13 protein-coding genes are annotated in these 17491 nt (G+C 69.7%); 8 read left to right on the top strand and 5 right to left on the bottom strand.

All coding sequences use genetic code 11. The features are described from left to right. Window positions 1-276: 276 nt before the first annotated feature. The gene (locus J2X55_RS11680; RefSeq protein ID WP_115919011.1) at window positions 277-774 is read left to right on the top strand and encodes an HNH endonuclease; all 498 of its coding nucleotides are present in this window, start codon (window positions 277-279) and stop codon (window positions 772-774) included. A gap of 180 nt (window positions 775-954) precedes the next feature. Then, on the top strand, window positions 955-2115 hold the full coding sequence (locus J2X55_RS11675; RefSeq protein WP_210073795.1) for a SpoIIE family protein phosphatase: 1161 nt from the start codon (window positions 955-957) through the stop codon (window positions 2113-2115). 18 nt (window positions 2116-2133) lie between these two features. On the opposite strand, the gene opgC is transcribed toward J2X55_RS11675, so the two are convergent. Genes opgC through J2X55_RS11655 form a run of 4 tightly spaced genes read right to left on the bottom strand, consistent with a single transcriptional unit; the run spans window position 2134 to window position 7336 of the window. After that, on the bottom strand, window positions 2134-4677 hold the full coding sequence (gene opgC, locus J2X55_RS11670; protein ID WP_309823587.1) for an OpgC domain-containing protein: 2544 nt from the start codon (window positions 4675-4677) through the stop codon (window positions 2134-2136). After that, the gene (locus J2X55_RS11665; protein ID WP_210111979.1) at window positions 4674-5090 is read right to left on the bottom strand and encodes an ATP-binding protein; all 417 of its coding nucleotides are present in this window, start codon (window positions 5088-5090) and stop codon (window positions 4674-4676) included. Before J2X55_RS11665 ends, opgC begins: the two co-directional genes overlap by 4 nt. Continuing rightward, window positions 5083-5418, bottom strand: coding sequence for an STAS domain-containing protein (locus J2X55_RS11660; protein ID WP_115919005.1), 336 nt, complete (start codon window positions 5416-5418; stop codon window positions 5083-5085). Before J2X55_RS11660 ends, J2X55_RS11665 begins: the two co-directional genes overlap by 8 nt. Before the next feature lies 1 nt (window position 5419). Beyond that, window positions 5420-7336: a glycosyltransferase family 2 protein gene (locus tag J2X55_RS11655; RefSeq protein ID WP_309824026.1), complete on the bottom strand. Its 1917-nt coding sequence runs from the start codon at window positions 7334-7336 to the stop codon at window positions 5420-5422. Window positions 7337-7561: 225 nt separating this feature from the next. Between J2X55_RS11655 and J2X55_RS11650 the strand changes: the two genes are divergently transcribed. The 6 genes from J2X55_RS11650 to J2X55_RS11625 all read left to right on the top strand — a co-directional run bounded on the left by J2X55_RS11650 (window position 7562) and on the right by J2X55_RS11625 (window position 16109). Beyond that, the gene (locus J2X55_RS11650) at window positions 7562-8119 is read left to right on the top strand and encodes a cysteine hydrolase family protein (protein WP_115919003.1); all 558 of its coding nucleotides are present in this window, start codon (window positions 7562-7564) and stop codon (window positions 8117-8119) included. A gap of 168 nt (window positions 8120-8287) precedes the next feature. Then, entirely contained in the window at window positions 8288-9004 is a 717-nt protein-coding gene (locus J2X55_RS11645) for a hypothetical protein (protein WP_115919912.1), read from the top strand. Further along, a complete protein-coding gene (locus J2X55_RS11640) occupies window positions 9004-10548 on the top strand; it encodes a DNA polymerase Y family protein (RefSeq protein WP_309823583.1) in 1545 nt (514 codons plus the stop codon). Before J2X55_RS11645 ends, J2X55_RS11640 begins: the two co-directional genes overlap by 1 nt. 33 nt (window positions 10549-10581) lie before the next feature. Further along, on the top strand, window positions 10582-14031 hold the full coding sequence (locus J2X55_RS11635) for an error-prone DNA polymerase (protein WP_309823581.1): 3450 nt from the start codon (window positions 10582-10584) through the stop codon (window positions 14029-14031). A 64-nt stretch (window positions 14032-14095) separates the two neighbouring features. Next, a complete protein-coding gene (locus J2X55_RS11630; RefSeq protein WP_309823580.1) occupies window positions 14096-15274 on the top strand; it encodes a DUF2510 domain-containing protein in 1179 nt (392 codons plus the stop codon). A 169-nt stretch (window positions 15275-15443) separates the two neighbouring features. After that, a complete protein-coding gene (locus tag J2X55_RS11625) occupies window positions 15444-16109 on the top strand; it encodes a peroxiredoxin-like family protein (protein ID WP_115918997.1) in 666 nt (221 codons plus the stop codon). Window positions 16110-16163: 54 nt separating this feature from the next. On the opposite strand, the gene coaBC is transcribed toward J2X55_RS11625, so the two are convergent. Continuing rightward, window positions 16164-17366, bottom strand: coding sequence for a bifunctional phosphopantothenoylcysteine decarboxylase/phosphopantothenate--cysteine ligase CoaBC (coaBC, locus tag J2X55_RS11620; protein WP_309823578.1), 1203 nt, complete (start codon window positions 17364-17366; stop codon window positions 16164-16166). Window positions 17367-17491: the final 125 nt, after the last annotated feature.

The raw sequence follows: 17491 nt of genomic DNA, 5'->3' as shown, positions 1-17491 counted from the left end.
CCCGTGGCCGACCCCGGGCGTGTCGTCGTGGGTTAGCCTGTCAGCGACGTCGGAAGAACCGAAGGGACAAACCGATGAACACCAGCCCGCGCATCCGCACCATGGATGCTCTCGGGCTGCTCGTTCTTCGGCATCGTGTGATCGGATGCCGCGGCCTCGCCGTGACCTCTCAGGCGCTGTCTGCCTAGACAGCGCCTTTTTCATACCCTTTCGCGCCTGCCGTCGTCGCGAGTCGAACATCCGAGAAGCCGTCTCGGCCATTCGAGAGGACGAGAAATGCGCACACTGGTGCTGAACGCGGGCTACGAACCCCTCGCTGTCGTGTCTTTCAAGCGAGCCCTCGTGCTCGTCATGAACGACAAGGCCACCGTCATCGAGAGCGTGGACGAGGACCCGGTCTGGGCCGCCCACGGAACCTACGACCGTCCGGCGGTGATCATCCTGACGCGCTACGTGCGCGTGCCGGGCGCCCGCCAGGTACCGGTCACCCGCCGCGGTGTTCTGCGCCGTGACGCGCACCGCTGCGGATACTGCGGCAAAGCGGCGTCGACGATCGATCACGTGCTTCCCCGCTCGCGCGGCGGTAAGGACACGTGGGAGAACCTCGTAGCGTGCTGCCTGCTCTGCAATAACGTGAAGGGCGATCGCACACCTCAGGAGATGCGCTGGGAGCTCCGGCTGGTGCCGGCGCCCCCTCGAGGCTCGTCGTGGACCGTGCGCGGCGTGGACAAGAGCGACCCGCGTTGGGAACCATATCTGGCGCTGGCGGCCTGAAAACGACAAACTCGGGACCTCCTCCCGCGGGCGTCGATAGGCTGAAACGGTCGGCGCGATCGGTTCCGCGGTGGCGTGGGGACGGCATCGACTCGAGCCGTTCACACGATGCCCGTGCGCCGATCCGTCGCGGTCTCGTCGTCCCCGACGGGATCCACGCGACGCGAAGGGCAGTCCTCGATGGCCACCGATTCTCACCGCACCGTCTCCGCTGTCGAGCGCATCGGCTTGATGGATTCGCCCCCCGAAGAGCGCTTCGATCGCATCACCCGGCTCGCGCGAGAGATGTTCGACGTGGACTACGCGCTCGTCAACATCGTCGGCGAAGACGAGGTGTACACGAAGTCGCAGCCGCCCGAGACCCACTTCGGTCGCACTCCCCGCGAGGCGGTGTTCTGCGGTGAGACGGTCAAGCAGGACGGCATCCTCGAAGTCGACGACGCGACCCTCGACGAGCGTTTCCGTGACATCGCCTCGGTGACCGAGTACGGGATGCGGTTCTACGCGGGCTTCCCGTTGCGCACCGACGACGGTGAGCCGGTCGGTACCCTCTGCCTCATCGACCCCGATCCGCATGCCCTCGACGAGGATCAGCGTCGGTCGTTGGAGCATCTCGGTCGATGGGCGCAAGCCGAGATCCGACAGAGCGATCCGGGTCCGGTCGAGGGTGCCGTGGCGACCGGCCGAACGCCGCGAGCGGACGACTTCACCGCGGACGGTGTGCGATTGGCATCCCTCGCCATTCCGCACGGGGTCGTCAGCGGCGATCGGAGCGGGTGGCAGGAAGTGGGCGGACGCGTGGTCGTGACGCTCGCCGACGTCATGGGCAAAGGCGAGGCGGCGGGTGCGGTGGCGGAAGCGCTGTTGCACGCACTACAGGCGCGTCGAGACATGTCTCCGGTGGCGGCGATGCTCTCGGTCGAGGACGAGGCCCGCTCGAGCGGCCTCTACCTCGACACCTTCGCGACGGTGTTCCACGCGGTCATCGACGCCGCCGCCGGCACGGTCGACTACATCGACGCCGGTCATGGTCTGACCCTGGTGCTCCGCGCCGACGGGTCGTCGGAGCGTCTGACGTCGCGGAACCTCCCCCTGGGGCTGCGCCCCGCTGACGTCGAGTGGGAGGCCGGGCGCGCGAGCGTCAGCCGAGGAGACCTGCTCGTGAGCGTGTCGGACGGCGCCCTGGACGCGTACGACTCGACCCTCGAGAGCCTGCGTCTCATCGGCGACGACCTGCGCGCGGCCGCCGACCCGCACGGATTCTTCGACGGCTTGACTCTGCGGGTGTCGACGCACCAGGTCGACGACGACGTCACCGCGGTCGTGCTGTCGGTGAGCTGACGGCCTCCGCGCAATCCGTCACCCCGGCGAACCGATCACGGTCTTCGGGGTGACGGCATCCTGGGTCTGCTCCAACGTCAGCGGGATGACGGAGAAGAGGAATCGCTTTCGGACCATGAAGAGGATGAGTCCGATCACGACGCTGTGGATGAGCGTTCCCTGCCATATGCTGCCGCGGTCGAGGCCGGGGATGTTCGCGACGGCGAGCACGAAGAACACGTGCACGATGAACACGTAGAGGCTCGCCTGGCCGAGGGGGATCCACAGCCAGCCCATGCTCTTGTACAGCGGCTTCCACGCCACCGTGAGCACCGCGTACGAGCACACGATCACGAGGGGCAGATCGAGCAGGCGTCCCCATTCGAGGAAGATGCGCTGGTACCCCGAATCGTAGAGCGAACCGTAGAGGTCGGCGGGGAACGGGACGGGCGTGAAGCCGTAGGTCTGACCGGCCCAGAGGTACACGAGGAAACCCGCGTAGCCGACGACGAACACACCGACGCCGATCTTGCCCGGGATCGAGGTGAGGGCGCGGATGATCTGTCGCCGGTAGTAACCGATCACCAGACCGTGCGTGAACAGCACCTGCCAGAGGGCCAGGGGGAAGACCGCATCGAACTGCGAGGGGAGGCTCAGCGCACCGGGCGCCACATAGTGCACCGCGTAGACGCCCCAGCTCAGGGCGAGGACGAGCCACCACATCTTGCGTCGGATCAACCACATGAGGGCGGGATAGGCCAGGCTCAGCACCACGAACAGGCCCATGATGTTGAACGGCCACGGGCCCATCTCGAGCAGGAGGAACTGCCGAACCGCGTACCAGGGCGGTGGGTAGTCGAGCAGGCGTTCCGCGTTGGGGTAGAGGTCGTAGACGCGGCCGCTGTCTCCGGTGCCCCCTTCGCCCGTACCCCGGTCGGTGAAGGTGGTGATTGCGGTGGTGTCGACGAAGGGGACGAAACCGACGGCGAAGATCAGCAGGATCACGGCCAGGGCGACGAGATACTGCTTGCGTGCGCGAGCCCATGCGGCGAGGGCGGCGGCCCACTCACCCCCGCGCGCGATGGCGGCCGGGAAGACCATCCCCAGGACGATGCCGCTGAGCAGGACGAAGAGCTCGGCGCCGGTGATCGCGCCGATCGCCTTGAGCGATGCATAGGCGAAGGGGCTGGTGACCTCGATGTGCGTGACCACCACGACCACGATGATGAAGCCGCGCACCATGTCGATGCGCAGATCCCGGCTCGCGGAGGAGTCGTCGTACCGCCACTTCGGCACGGCACGCCCGACGATGCCGGATGCCAGGAAGGCCACGGCCAGCACCGCGGCGCTGCCGGTGATCCAGTTCATCTCTTCATCCGGCTCGGCGCCGCCCTGGCGGACCTGGACCGTCGCCGCGGAGGCCTGTTCCGGGGTGATGACGGTCGTGACCGGGCCCCAGCGGATGAGCCCTGCGGCATCGAGGTCCGCCCGAAGCGATCCGGCGAGCTCACCGTTCGCCGTCGCCCGCCAATCGACGACCTGACCACCCGCCTCCGCCTCCTCGCGGACGACCTCGAGCCAGGTGACCCCCGTGAGGAGAGGGTGGTCGGGGAGTTCGGCCAGGATCTGCCGCCACCACCCCTGCTTGACCGCGAGCTCGGTGTCACCCTCGCGGCCGAAGTCGTAGAGCGCACCGGTGTCGAGGAGCATGGGCTTGTCCTCGGCGACGGCGAAGCGGTCGTAGAACGATGTGCGCTGGCCGGTGGCGTAGCCCCAGCTCTCGTCGAAGCGCGCGGCGACCTCGCCCTCGTCGGGGGCGCTGTTCGTTTCGAGCGGGACGTCACGTCCGGCGGCGGCCGCCGACTCGCCCTTGCCGAAGTAATACATCGTCAGTCCGACGCGATCGACCGCGTCGGGGTCGGGGAAGTACGGGCCGTACGGGTCGTCGGCTTCGGAGAAGAGCCCGTCTCCGTCGGTGTCGAGGGTGAGGCGGTCGCTCGTCATCAGGGTGTCGAGTCGGCCGTCCGCGCGTTCGAAGGGATAGCCCGCGGCGTACGAGGGGCTCCACACGGTCTCGGCCCGCGACGATCCCGCGTGCACCACCTCGGCCACTCGTTCGAAGGCGCGGACATAGGCGGTCGGCTGCTGTCCCCACGACACCCACGACCCGTTCATCTCGGGGGCGAAGCGCACGAACTGCACCGCGTCGTACTGCGCCCGGAAATTCTCGAGATGGGAATTGAGATCGGCCGCGTCGGCGTCGGTGAGCCGGTCGAGGGATATGGAGGGCTCGAGAGTGAGGACGAGGGCGGCACCCTGACCGGCGACCTGTGTCGCCGCGCGCTCCCACTCGGAGATCGCCCGGTCGTCGAGGGGATACGACAGGCGAACGGTATACATCGCGGGCTGTTCGCCGAGTCGACCACGGTAGCCGTCCGGGCCGTCGTCTCCCCAGTTGAGCTCGGCCCCGAACCATACGCCGTCTTCGGTGGGGACTGCGGCGGCGGCCGGAGCCGCCACGGTCAGAAGGAGCGCGGCGGTGAGCCCCAGAGCCGCCGCGACCCGCTGTCCGATCCGTCTCACGTTCTTCTCGACTCCAGGGTCCACACGTTCCGGTCGCCATCACGGTCGAGAGCCACGTCGTCGACGCTCGCACGGGCGAGAGCGAGGCCCCGGCCGCTGACCTCCTCCTCGCCGGCCATACGCACGGCGTCCAGATCGAGGAGGGGAGGATCGCCGTCGTCGCGGAACGTGGCCCGGATCACCCTGGAATCCGCGAACAGCTCCAGGGTGAACCGGCGCTCATCGGCATCCCCCCGCGAATGTTCGACGACGTTGCCGGCGATCTCGATGACGGCGGTCTCGAAACCGAGACGAGTCGCGGCGGGGACCTCGCCTACCTCGGACCACCACGCGGCGAGCAGCTCGAACACCGCCTCCAGGCTCGCCGGCGCGACCGCGGCGTCGAGCGAGCGGTGGGCGGTCGAATCAGCCACGGAGGGCCTCGTCGACGCTGGGGCGCGGACGCAGCACGCGATCGAGATTGGTCAGACCCAGAACCATCGTGACCTGCTCGGACGGCGCGGCCAGACGCAGGTCGCCGCCCGACTGTCGCGCGACCTTCAGGCACGATACGAGGGCGCCGAGCCCCGACGAATCGACGAACTCGGTCTGCGAGAGGTCGACCACGACGATTCCACCCGCCCCACGGTCGATCTCGGCGGTCACGGTCTCGCGGAACGTCTTCGCCGAGACCATGGTGAGTCGGCCTCGGGGGATGACGACGGTACCCCCGTCTCGGGCGTCGATGTCGACCTGGAGCATGTCAGTAACCCTTCGGTTGGTGATCGGAAGCGGAGTACAGCACCGCGCGCACGATGATGCTGAAGACGGCGAGGTCGTAGAGGACCCACGCGATGTTGATCAGGGGAGCGATGCCCTCGGCCTGACCGGCGGCATAGCGGATCGCCACGACACCGAGGGAGGCGATCATGGCGCCCATCACCCACAGCTGCGGCTTCACCAGATCCCACCGCGGGCGGTTCTCGAGCGAGCGCGTCTTCGGGGTCACTGAGAAGCCGAGCGAGCGACCGCGGTAGACGTTGTCGAACGCGCTGGTCACCGCACGGATCCACACGGGGAAGAGCGCCAACGAGTACTGCGCGCCGCGCCAGGTGGGGCGTCCGTTCGCGACGACGAGGAAGAGCACCTGGTTGATGACGAAGAACGGGATGAAGCGGGCGAAGAAGTCCACGCTCCACGCCTGCACGGGCATGACCCCGAACGACAGATACAGCACGGGGGCGGCGACGTAGACGACCGCCGCGAACCCGGACAGGTAGCTCCACATGGTGCCGAAGTACATCAAGCGCTGACCCCAGCTGAGGCCCTTCTGCACCAGCGGATTCTCACGGAACATGACCTGCATGGTGCCCTGGGCCCAACGCAGGCGCTGGGTGAGCATGGTGGGCAGGTCCTCGGGGGCGAGTCCCTTCGCGAGGACCTCGTCGTGGTAGACCGACGTCCACCCGAGGCCGTGCAGGCGCATCGAGGTCGCCATGTCCTCGGTGACCGAGATGGTGGCCAGGGGCATGATCGCCTGGGCCTCCTCTTCGCGTCCGACGTCGAAGGACTCCACGAGCATGCTCACCGACTCCACCGCGGCCAGCGGCGACAGGCTGCGCTCGCCGAGGGCGTCGAGGGCGAGGTCGTCGACGGCGGCTAGAGCGGCGGGGTCGCCGGTGACCTCGGCCAGCTCGGCGAGTTCGGCGCGCACGCTCGCGATGTCCTGGTCGGCGAGCTCTCGGCGCACCTCGACGATGCGGCGCTGGAACGCGAACGTCAGATCCGCCAGAGCGTCCCCGCGGGCGATCCCCGACTTCAGATCGTCGAGGGCTCGCCCGACCGCGTCGAGGGATGCCGTGATGCGGGGATCGGAGACGTGCTCGCGGCGAGCACGGGCGAGAACCCGACGGGAGGAGCGGATGCCACGGTTCACCGCGAGGGTGACCTCGCCGACGTAGCGCGAGACGCCCAGTTGCATCATGGCCTCGCGGCGGAGGATCGCGTTCGACCCGCAGAAGAAGGCGGCGTTCCAGCCGTCCTTGGATTGCTGGATGGGGCCGTAGAACAACGGGGCCTGGCTCCCCAGCGGGTCGCTCACGGGCACGTTCACGAACCACTGGGGCGTCTGGACCAGCGCGACGGTGTCGTCTTCGAACCACCCGAGGGTGCGGTCGAGGATATCGGGGGACGGCACCTGATCGGCATCCAGGATCAGAAGGAACTCGCCCTCGGTCACCATGAGGGCGTTGTTGAGGTTGCCGGCCTTCGCGTGGCGCGGGCGGTCCCGCCACGCCTCTGAGCGGGTGACCACCCCGATGCCCTCGGCCTCGGCGAGGGCGCGCAGCTCGGGGCGATCGCCGTCGTCGAGGATCCACGTCTCGTGCGGGTAGCGGATCGCTTTCGCCGCGCGGGCGGTGTGCATCACGAGGTCGAGGGGCTCGTTGTAGGTGGTCACGAGCACGTCGACCGTGACGTCGTGCCGGAGCGGGGGAGCGTCGTGGCGCTCGCGGAGTCGCCACGCCCCCAGGCCGAACAGCAGGGAGTCGATGAGGCTGTAGGTCTCGGCGAGGACGAGGGGGACGGCGATCCACCAGGACTCCCAGTTCACCGAGGCGAGCCAGCGCCACGTGATGTAGTTGAGTCCCGTGGCGGCCGACAGGATCACGATGATTCGCACGAGAGCGAGACGTCGCGCCTTCGACAGCTCTCGACGCCGAACCTCTCGTCGCAGGTCGTCGCGATGAATGGTGGTTTCGACGATCACGTTTGTGAACCTTTCCGTCTACTTTTCATCCTCTTTGAGAAAAAGTTCACCCGCACAGTCCTTGACGTGCGAGCGACCGAAACGACAGGCTTCGTCTCCTCGGGCCGAGGAGCACCGCTCGGGTGGTGAGATGGGTGCATGACCCGAGCTCTCCTCGTCATCGACATGCAGCAGGGGTTCGACGACCTCGCCTTCTGGGGGCCGACCGCGAATCCCGACTGCGAACGCAACGTCGCCTCGCTGATCGACGCCTGGCGCCGGGCGGAGGAGCCGATCGTCGTCGTGCGGCACGATTCGGCCTCTCCCGGTTCCCCCCTTCACCCCGATGCCGAGGGCAACGCCCTCGTGGAGGTGGTCGCCGACGCCCCGGCGGACCTCGTCGTGTCGAAGAGCGTCAACTCGGCGTTCTACGGAGACCCCGACCTGCACGCTTGGCTGGGCGAGCGCGGCATCCGGGAACTGGTGATCTGCGGCATCCAGACGAACATGTGCGTCGAGACGACCGCGCGCATGGCGGGAAACCTCGGCTACGACGTCACCGTGGTGCTGGATGCCACGCGCACCTTCGACCTGAGCGGAGAGATCGCGGGGCTCGGGACCGTCACCCGCACGGCCGCCGAACTCATGGCGAACACGGCCGTCGTGCTGCAGCAGGGAGGGTTCGCGCGGATCACCGCGACGACCGATCTGGTCTGAAACGGCGTGTGCGCGGAGCCGTCCTCGGCGGGGTGTCGGCGAGCCCGCGCGCGCTTTTCGTTCCGCGATCGGCGCTTTCCGCGCGATGTCGGAGGTCGATCGTATCTTCGACCCACAGGGATTGAGGTCATCGAACAGATGTTCTAACCTGTGGGAGTGAGGGCGATCGTGAGAGACCAGGTACAGGCCGTACCCGATATCCATGCGCTGCGCGATCGCCTCGAGCGCATGCAGGGGCGCCGCATGGACGCCCCCGTCCTGCCGACGCACCCGGCGTTCTCGTCGTTGCTACCCGGTGGGGGCCTGCGGCCGGGGTCGGCGTACGCGCTGACCCGCTCGGCCTCTCTTCTGCTGGCGCTCATGGCCCGTCCCTCCCAAGACGGGGCGTGGTGCGGGGTGATCGGCATGCCCGAGCTCGGCGCCGAGGCCGCAGAGAAGTACGGTCTCGATCTCGACCGTCTCGTGTTCATCCCCGATCCGGGTCCCCGGTGGCTGGCCGTGACGGCGACGATCACCGAGGTGCTCCCCGTGGTGGCCGTGCGCCCTCCCTCGGGATCGACGGCCGCGCGCGGGGGTGCCGAGACCACGCGACTGGCCGCTCGCCTGCGCGATCGCGGGTCGGTCCTGCTGGTGCAGGGAGCCTGGCCCCAGGCCGAGGCCGTGATCGACGTGGCCGACCCCCGATGGTCGGGGCTCGGCCAGGGGCACGGGTATCTGGCTGGTCGCGAACTGACCGTGTCGGTGACCAGCCGCCGTTCGCCGAACCCCCGGCGCGCCCGCATGCTGCTGCCCGCGGCCGACGGGTCGATCGAGCTGCTGGGCGCTCCGGCCGAGCGTCTGGTTCCGCGCGAGCGCACCGCGTTCCCGGTGCGGGCGGTGGGGTGATGCAGGCCCCGACGCGCAGCCTCGTGCTGTGGTTCCCCGACTGGCCCATCACGGCGTTCGTGAGCGAGGCCGTCAGTCCTCCTCGACCGGATGCCGCGGTGGCGGTGTTCGCGCACAACCTCGTCATCGCGTGCTCGTGGGCGGCTCGCGCACAGGGCGTACGCCGCGGGCAGAAGCGCCGTGACGCGCAGGCGTTGTGCCCCGGGCTGCAGGTGGTGCCGGCCGACCCGGTACGGGACGTGCGGGCGTTCGCCCCGGTGGTCGCCCGGATCGAGGAGCGCGCGCCCGGGGTGCATGTCGTGCGGCCGGGGCTCTGCGCTCTTCGGGCGCGGGGGCCGGCGCGGTACTACGGCGGCGAACTCGAGGCGGCTCGGATGCTGATCCGTCAGCTCGACGACGACGGGTTCGCCGGCGTGCGTGCGAGCGTCGCCGACGGGGTGTTCACCGCCGAGCAGGCCGCTCGTTCGGCTGCGGCCGACGACCCCGTCCGCATCGTCGAACCCGGCGAGGCCGGAGCTTTCCTCGCGCCCCTCTCGATCGCGACCCTCGACGACGACGAGTTCGGCAGCCTGCTGTCGCGGTTGGGCGTGCACACCCTGGGAGAGCTGGCCGGGCTCTCGGTCGAACGAGTACGAGAGCGTTTCGGCGAGAGGGGCGTGCGCCTGCACGCGCTCGCCGGGGGACTCGATTCCCAACCGGTCCAGCCGCGCACACCCCCGCCCGAGTTGCACCGCGATGTCGCGTTCGAACCACCGCTCGAGCTCGCCGACCAGATCGCGTTCGGCATGCGCGTGGCGGCCGAGGAATTCATCGCCCAGCTCGGCGCGCACGACCTCGTGTGCACGGAGCTGCGGGTCGTGCTCACGGGGGAACGGGGCGAGCGCAGCGAGCGTGTCTGGCTGCACCCCGGTTCGTTCGATGCCGCGGGGGTGGTCGACCGCGTGCGCTGGCAGCTCGCCGAAGACGCCCAGGGCATCTTCGGCAGCGGCGTGGCGGGCGTGCACATCGAACCCGAGGCCGTCGACGCCGCGGCGCACCACGCCAAGGGGCTGTTCGGGGCCGGACCCGACGAGCGCGTGCACCACGCCCTCTCGCGCGTGCAGGCCATGCTCGGACACCGCGGGGTCGTGACCCCGACGATCGGCGGTGGGCGCTGGCTCGCCGAGCGTCAAGTGCTCGTGCCGTGGGGGGACCGCGCGGTCACCGAGAAGGTGCGGACCCGGCCGTGGCCCGGCAGCCTCCCCGACCCCCTGCCCGCCACCGTCTACCCCGAGCCGCGTCTGGTGGGGGTCACCGATATCGCGGGGGCTCCGGTCACGGTGGGGGAGCGCGACGTCCTGAGCGCTCCGCCCGCGGTCCTCGAGACCGCGGGGCAGCGACGCCGTATCAGCGAGTGGGCGGGCCCGTGGCCGATCAGCGAGCGGGGGTGGGACGCATTGCGCGCACGCAAGGCACACCGCTTCCAGGTGGTGGACGCCGATGGCGGTGCGTGGCTCCTGGTGGTGGAAGAGGGCGAGTGGCGGGCGGAGGGGCGGTATGACTGACCAGCGATCCGGCCTCGGGATCGGGGTGCGCTGATGGGCTGGACCAACCCTCCCGTCAAGTGGTCGGAGCTCGAGCGCCTGCTCAGTGACTCCCGCCGTCCCACCGGGGCCCCGCCGAACGGCGACGGAGGCGACAGCCCGGCATGGTCGCACAAGCGCGGCGCCTACGTGCCGCCCTCGATCGACCGACCGGCCGACACCGTGCCCTACGCCGAACTGCACGCGCACTCGTCGTACTCGTTCCTCGACGGTGCGTCCTCTCCCGAAGAGCTCGTCGAAGAGGCCGAACGTCTGGGCCTGCACGCGCTCGCCCTCACCGACCACGACGGCTTCTACGGCATCGTGCGCTTCGCCGAGGCCGCCGAGCAGCGGGCGGTGAACACCGTCTTCGGCGCGGAGCTCTCGCTCGGGCTCGCCGGTCCCCAGAACGGTGAGGCCGACCCGATGGGTTCGCACCTCCTCGTCCTCGCCCGTGGGGAAGAGGGGTACCACCGGCTCGCCGCGGCGATCACCCACGCTCAGCTCACCGGCGCCGAGAAGGGCCGACCGGTCTACGACCTCGAAGACCTCGCCGAGCGGGCCGGAGGACCGGGCGACCCGCAGTGGGCGGTGCTCACCGGATGCCGCAAGGGAGCGGTGCGTCAGGCCCTTGCTTTCGAGGGCCCGGCCGGAGCCGCGCGAGAACTCGACACGCTCATCGACCTGTTCGGCGCGGAAGCGGTCTACGTCGAGTTGATGGACCAGGGCGATCCGCTCGATTCCCGTCGCAACGACGTGCTCGCCGGTCTCGCCGCCGAGCGGGGCCTGCCGATCCTCGCCACCAACAACGTGCACTACGCCGCTCCGCAGAAGGAGCTGCTCGCGGCCGCCGTCGCCGCGGTGCGGGCCAACCGCGGGCTCGACGAGCTCGACGGCTGGCTCCCCGCCCACGCCGGAGCGCATCTGCGTTCGGGGGTCGAGATGGCGGCGCGGTTCCGGCGGTATCCCGGAGCGGTCGCTCGGACGGTCGAGCTCGCCGACGAGATCGCTTTTCCGCTTCGTCGGGTGAAGCCCGCGCTTCCGAAGCAGAAAGTCCCCGAGGGGCACACACCCATGTCGTGGCTGCGACATCTGGTGTGGGAGGCCGTCCCCCGGAAGTACCCGAACCTCTCCGATGACGACCGGCGGCGCATCGAGCGCGAACTGGACGTCATCGAGATGAAGGACTTCCCGGGCTATTTCCTCATCGTCTACGGCATCGTCGCCGAGGCGCGTCGACGCGGCATCCTGTGCCAGGGGCGCGGGTCGGCGGCCAACAGTGCGGTCTGCTACCTGCTCGACATCACCGCGATCGACTCGATCTACTACAAGCTGCCGTTCGAGCGGTTCCTGTCGAGCCTGCGCGACGAAGAGCCCGACATCGACGTCGACTTCGACTCCGACCGTCGCGAAGAGATCATCCAGTGGGTCTACGGCGAGTACGGGCGCGAGCGTGCGGCGCAGGTGGCGAACGTCATCCAATACCGACCGAAGAACGCCGTGCGCGACATGGCCCGAGCCCTCGGGCACTCCCCGGGGCAGCAGGACGCCTGGTCGAAGCAGGTCGAGCGGTGGGGCGCGACGCTCGAGACCGGTGCCGACCACGACATCCCCGACCAGGTCATCGAGTTCGCGTCGGAGCTGCTGAAGGCGCCGCGACACCTCGGCATCCACTCGGGGGGCATGGTGCTCACCGACCGTCCGGTGGGGGAGGTCGTTCCCATCGAGCACGCGCGCATGGAGAACCGCACGGTCATCCAGTGGGACAAAGACGACGCCGCGTGGATGGGGTTGGTCAAATTCGACCTGCTGGGCCTCGGCATGCTCGCAGCCCTGCAGTACTGCTTCGACCTCATCCGCGGGGCGACGGGCGAGGACTGGGAGCTGTCGACGCTGCCCAAGGAAGAGAAGGCGGTCTACGACATGCTGTGCCGCGCCGACTCGATCGGGGTGTTCCAGGTGGAGTCGCGCGCGCAGATGGGTTTGCTGCCCCGACTGCAGCCGCGCGTGTTCTACGACCTGGTGGTGCAGATCGCCCTCATCCGCCCCGGACCCATCCAGGGCGGGGCGGTGCACCCGTTCGTCCGCCGCAAGCTCGGGCAGGAAAAGATCACCTATGTGCACCCGAAGCTCGAGCCCGTGCTCGCCCGCACGATGGGGGTGCCGGTGTTCCAAGAGCAGCTGATGCAGATGGCCGTCGCCATCGGCAACTGCTCCGCCGAAGACGCCGATCTGCTCCGCCGGGCCATGGGCTCCAAGCGAGGACTCGAGCGCATCGATTCCCTCCGCGAGACGCTGTACGCGGGCATGGCCGAGAACGGCCTGGTGGGGCAGGTCGCCGACGAGTTGTACGCCAAGATCCAGGCGTTCGCCAACTTCGGTTTCGCGGAGTCGCACTCGCTGTCGTTCGCCCTGTTGGTCTACGCCAGCTCCTGGATCAAGCTGCACTACCCGGCGGCGTTCCTCGCGGGTCTCCTGCGCGCGCAGCCCATGGGGTTCTACTCACCCGCCACGCTCACCGCCGACGCCCGTCGGCACGGGGTGCAGGTGCGTCGACCCGACCTGCTGCGTTCGGGGGTCGAGGCGACCCTCGAGGGCCTTGATGATACGCCGGGTCGGGCCGGGACAGAGCGGGCGGATGCCGCCGGGCCGAGCGAGCCGACCGGGCTCGACGCCTGTGCGCACGCGATCCACCCGCCGACGGGGGAGTTCGACCCGTCCGAAGCCGACGAGTCCCTCGCCCATCGCCGCGACGGAGGATTCGCCGTGCGTCTCGGGCTGGCCGGGGTCACCGGGATTGGCGCCAAGATCGCCGAGCGCATCGTCACCGAGCGAGACGCCCATGGCGACTACCGCGACCTGCGTGACCTCGTGCGCCGTACGGGGCTGGTGACCGCGCAGCTCGAGGCCCTCGCCACGGCCGGGGCGTTCGAGTGCCTCGGGCACACGCGGCGCGAGGCGATCTGGCTGTCGGGCTCGGCCGCTCTGGATCGCCCGGAGTTCCTCCCCGACTCGCTGGTCGCCGTGCAGCCGCCGTTGTTCACCGATCCGTCGAGCTATGAGATCCTCGCATCCGATCTGTGGGCGACGGGTCTGTCGGCCGACGACCATCCGCTGACCCACTTCCGTGCCGCGCTCGACGCCCGCGGGGTGCTGACCTCGCGCGAACTGCGCACCTTCGCCACCGATCGGCGCATCGAGGTGGCGGGGCTCGTCACGCACCGGCAACGGCCGGCCACGGCATCCGGGATCACGTTCCTTAACCTCGAAGATGAGCACGGGCTGATGAACATCATCTGCTCCGTCGGGGTGTGGAACAGGTATCGCCGGGTCGCCCGCGAATCACCCGCCCTCATCGTCCGAGGGATGCTCGAGCGCTCGGTCGAGGGGGTGACCAACGTGGTCGCCGACGGGTTCACCGATCTCCGGGTGGGGGTGGCCCACACGTCGCGAGACTTCCGATGACATCGGACGCCCTCACTAGACTCGGGCCATCTCGCCCGGTTCCGCACCTGACAGGGGAAACGACATGACCGACACTCCCACCCCGCCCGACGGCTGGTATCCCGATCCCGCCGGAGGCGGCGGTCTGCGCCGCTGGAACGGCACGAGCTGGACCGATGAGGTGCGCTCCGCCGACGGCGGGCAGCCGGCGCCGGCCGAATCCGAGCAGCACGACGCCGGGGCGGTGTCCCGCGCGGACGACGAATCCACCGGGGCCCACGGGCCCGCGTCCGCTGAGGCGCACCCGCCGGCAGCCGACTCCCCGTCGGAAGACTCCTCCCCGAAGGCCCAGAGCTCCGCGGCAGGACTCGATGACGGCTCCTCGTCCGAGGCAGCGCCCGCCGCCGAGGGATCGTCGCACGGCATCTCGGCGAGCCTCGACCCGCAGGGCGAGCCCGCGGCTTCGGCCCCGGCGGAGACCCCGGCGGCGAGCCCGGCGGAGGGCCCGGCGCAGACGGAGTACACCGCGCCCGGGGCGAGCGTCCCGCCGGTGACGCCGCCCGCCCCGGCAGCCCCCGCCGACCCTCCCGCCGCCCCGGCGTACACGTCGGCGCCCGCGTTCTCGAGCGCCCCGTCGTACCCCTCCGCTCCGGCGTACGGTGCGGGTGCGGCCGCCGCAGGCGCGGGTTACAGCGCGACTCCCGGCTACCCGAGCGCCCCACCGGTCGCGTACGACACCGCCGCTCCCCGCCGCGACATCAAGACCAACACCGTGTGGGTGTGGCTGATGGTCTTCCTGCCGCTGCTCAGCCTGCTCGGCATCATCATCTTCGACTGGTCGTCGTACTTCCGCGATGCCTTCTACGTCGACGTGTACTCGTACGATTCGAGCCCCGCGTCGATGACAGGGATCAATGCGGCGACCGGGCTGCTCACCGGGGTGACCTCGGTGGTGAGCATCGTGGTCTCGGCGCTCACGGTGCTCTTCGCCTTCCTCGACTGGCGTCAGCTGCGCGCACGCGGCGTGGATCGGCCGTTCCACTGGGCTTTCAGCTTCTTCGTGCTGGCCATCGGCTCGGGGCTGGTCTACATCATCGGCCGCGGCGTCGTCCTGCGTCGCCGCACCGGGTCGGGTCTCGCCCCGATCTGGGCATCCATCGCGGTCAACGTCGTCGTGGTCATCGGCTTCATCATCTGGGCCGTCGTGCTGATCTCGCAGCTCGTGTCTCTCGGCAGCGAGTTCTCCAGCAGCTACGGCTACTGACGGGGCGTGGGGTGCTGCTTCTCGCCTCGGCAGCACCCCTCCGGCCTTTCCCGCATGACGTTGTATGACGCAATGTTCCCCCGCGCGACAGCGTCGCCCGCGGCCTTCCCTGGCCGACATACGCTCCTGAAACCGACGCCCGATGTCGGTTCCGCCGGGGAGGCCACGCATGTCCACACCATCCATCGCCCAGCAGGTCGACGACTTCAACGTCGGCTTCGAATCGCAGATCGGCGATCGTCTCGCCGCGGTCTTCTCCGGGGAGCAGAGCGAGCTTCGCGCGGCCGGTGTGCCGGACGGCGCGCTCGGTGAGGGCGACACGGCTCCCGACGCCGATCTGCTGACCGCCGACGGTGCGACGGTCACGTTCTCGTCCGTCCTCGACGACGCCGCGACCGTCGTCGTCTTCTACCGCGGCGCGTGGTGCCCGTACTGCAACATCACCCTGCGCACCTACCAGCAGGACCTTCTGCCGGCTCTCGAGGAGCGGGGCGCGCGGCTCGTGGCGATTTCGCCCCAAACCGCCGACGGAACCGCGCAGAGCCAGACCAACGGCGCCCTCGGGTTCACAGTGCTGTCCGACCCCGGCAACGTCCTGGCCGACCGGTTCGGAATCGTCACCGAACCGAGCGCGCACGCGCAGGAAGCACACACGGAACTGGGGTTCGCCGTCTCCGACAGCAATGCCGACGCGACGGCGCGCGTGCCCTTCCCCTCGGTCTACGTGATCGATCGGGCCGGACGCATCCGCTTCGCGGACGTCCACGTCGATTACACCTCGCGCACCGAGGTCGCCGACATCGTCGGGGCCGTCGACCGTCTCAGCGAGAACTGACCGCAGGCGACCGTCGGGGCCTGGAGCCTCGGCGGTCGCCGCACGGCTCCTCGCTCAGCGGCCGCGCGCCGCCAGGACGGCGTCGAGCACGGCGTGCGCCGTGTCGTCTTTCGACCCCGATGCGGTCGCGACGATCTCACCCGCGGCATCCACGATCGTCAGCGCGTTGTCGGACGTCTCGAACCCGCGGCTCCACCCCACGGCATTCGCGGCCAGAAGATCGACTCCCTTGCGGGCCGCTTTCGAGCGAGCCCGCTCGAGAAGCTCCGCATCGTCGGCGACCGTCTCCGCGGCGAAGGCGACGATCGTCTGCCCCGCGCGACGAGCAGCCGCGAGCCCCGCGACGATGTCGCGATTCTCTCGCAGCTCGAGCGTGAGACCGCCGGGGGAGTCGTGCTTGCGAAGCTTGTGCTCCGACACCTGGGCGACGGAGTAGTCGGCGACCGCCGCGGCCATGACGATGACGTCGGCGTCGGGGGCTACGGCATCCATCGCTCGTCCGAGCTCATCGGCGGTGCCGGCCGCGATCACCTCGAGGCGAGGATCGGGGCGGACGTCGGCATCGAGATGCGCGGCGACGAGCGTCACGCGCGCGCCGCGGTCGGCGGCGGCTCGCGCGATCGCCACGCCCTGTCGTCCGCTTGAGCGGTTGCCGAGGAAGCGGACGGGATCGATGGGCTCGCGGGTGCCGCCGGCACTCACGACGAACGAGAGTCCCTCGAGGTCGCGCGGGCGTTCGACCAGAGCGAGGGCTGCGGCCAGGATTTCCTCGGGTTCCGACATGCGCCCGGGTCCGGAGTCGCCCCCGGTGAGGACGCCGTCGGCAGGGCCGACCACGAACACGCCGCGGGCGCGCAGCACGTCCATGTTGTGGGCGGTGGCCGGATGCCGCCACATCTCGGTGTGCATCGCGGGGGCGACGACCACGGGCGCGGTCGTCGCGAGAAGGGTCGTGCCGAGCAGGTTGGAAGCGAGCCCCGCCGTCATCGCGGCGAGAGTGTTCGCGGTGGCGGGCGCGACGATGACCAGGTCGGCGGACTGGCCGAGGGCCACGTGCCGGACCCGGGCGACGTCGTCGTGCACCGACGTCGTCACCGGGTTGCGGCTGAGCGCCTCCCACGTCGGCAGGCCGACGAAGCGCAGCGCGTCTTCGGTGGGGATGACGTGCACGTCGTGCCCCGCCTTGACGAGAAGACGCACGAGGCTCACGGTCTTGTAGGCGGCGATGCCCCCGGTCACTCCCACGACGACGAACATCGTCCCAGTCTTCCAGGTCGGCGTCGCCGCCGGGCGCGGACCTCGTGGAGTGGGACGGCCTCGTCTCGCGTCGCACGGCGCTGACCCCCGGCACGCACATGGTCGCGCACCACGCCGTCGACGAT

This window comes from Microbacterium sp. 1154 (assembly GCF_031455375.1).
GTDB lineage: Bacteria > Actinomycetota > Actinomycetes > Actinomycetales > Microbacteriaceae > Microbacterium.
This window is presented reverse-complemented; position numbering and strand designations above follow the sequence as displayed.

Coding starts and splice junctions, on each gene's coding strand:
- J2X55_RS11680 (WP_115919011.1), top strand. CDS start 277: ATGCGCACACTGGTGCTGAACGCGGGCTACGAACCCCTCGCTGTCGTG.
- J2X55_RS11675 (WP_210073795.1), top strand. CDS start 955: ATGGCCACCGATTCTCACCGCACCGTCTCCGCTGTCGAGCGCATCGGC.
- J2X55_RS11660 (WP_115919005.1), bottom strand. CDS start 5,418: ATGCTCCAGGTCGACATCGACGCCCGAGACGGGGGTACCGTCGTCATC.
- J2X55_RS11650 (WP_115919003.1), top strand. CDS start 7,562: ATGACCCGAGCTCTCCTCGTCATCGACATGCAGCAGGGGTTCGACGAC.
- J2X55_RS11640 (WP_309823583.1), top strand. CDS start 9,004: ATGCAGGCCCCGACGCGCAGCCTCGTGCTGTGGTTCCCCGACTGGCCC.
- J2X55_RS11635 (WP_309823581.1), top strand. CDS start 10,582: ATGGGCTGGACCAACCCTCCCGTCAAGTGGTCGGAGCTCGAGCGCCTG.
- J2X55_RS11630 (WP_309823580.1), top strand. CDS start 14,096: ATGACCGACACTCCCACCCCGCCCGACGGCTGGTATCCCGATCCCGCC.
- J2X55_RS11625 (WP_115918997.1), top strand. CDS start 15,444: ATGTCCACACCATCCATCGCCCAGCAGGTCGACGACTTCAACGTCGGC.
- coaBC (WP_309823578.1), bottom strand. CDS start 17,366: ATGTTCGTCGTCGTGGGAGTGACCGGGGGCATCGCCGCCTACAAGACC.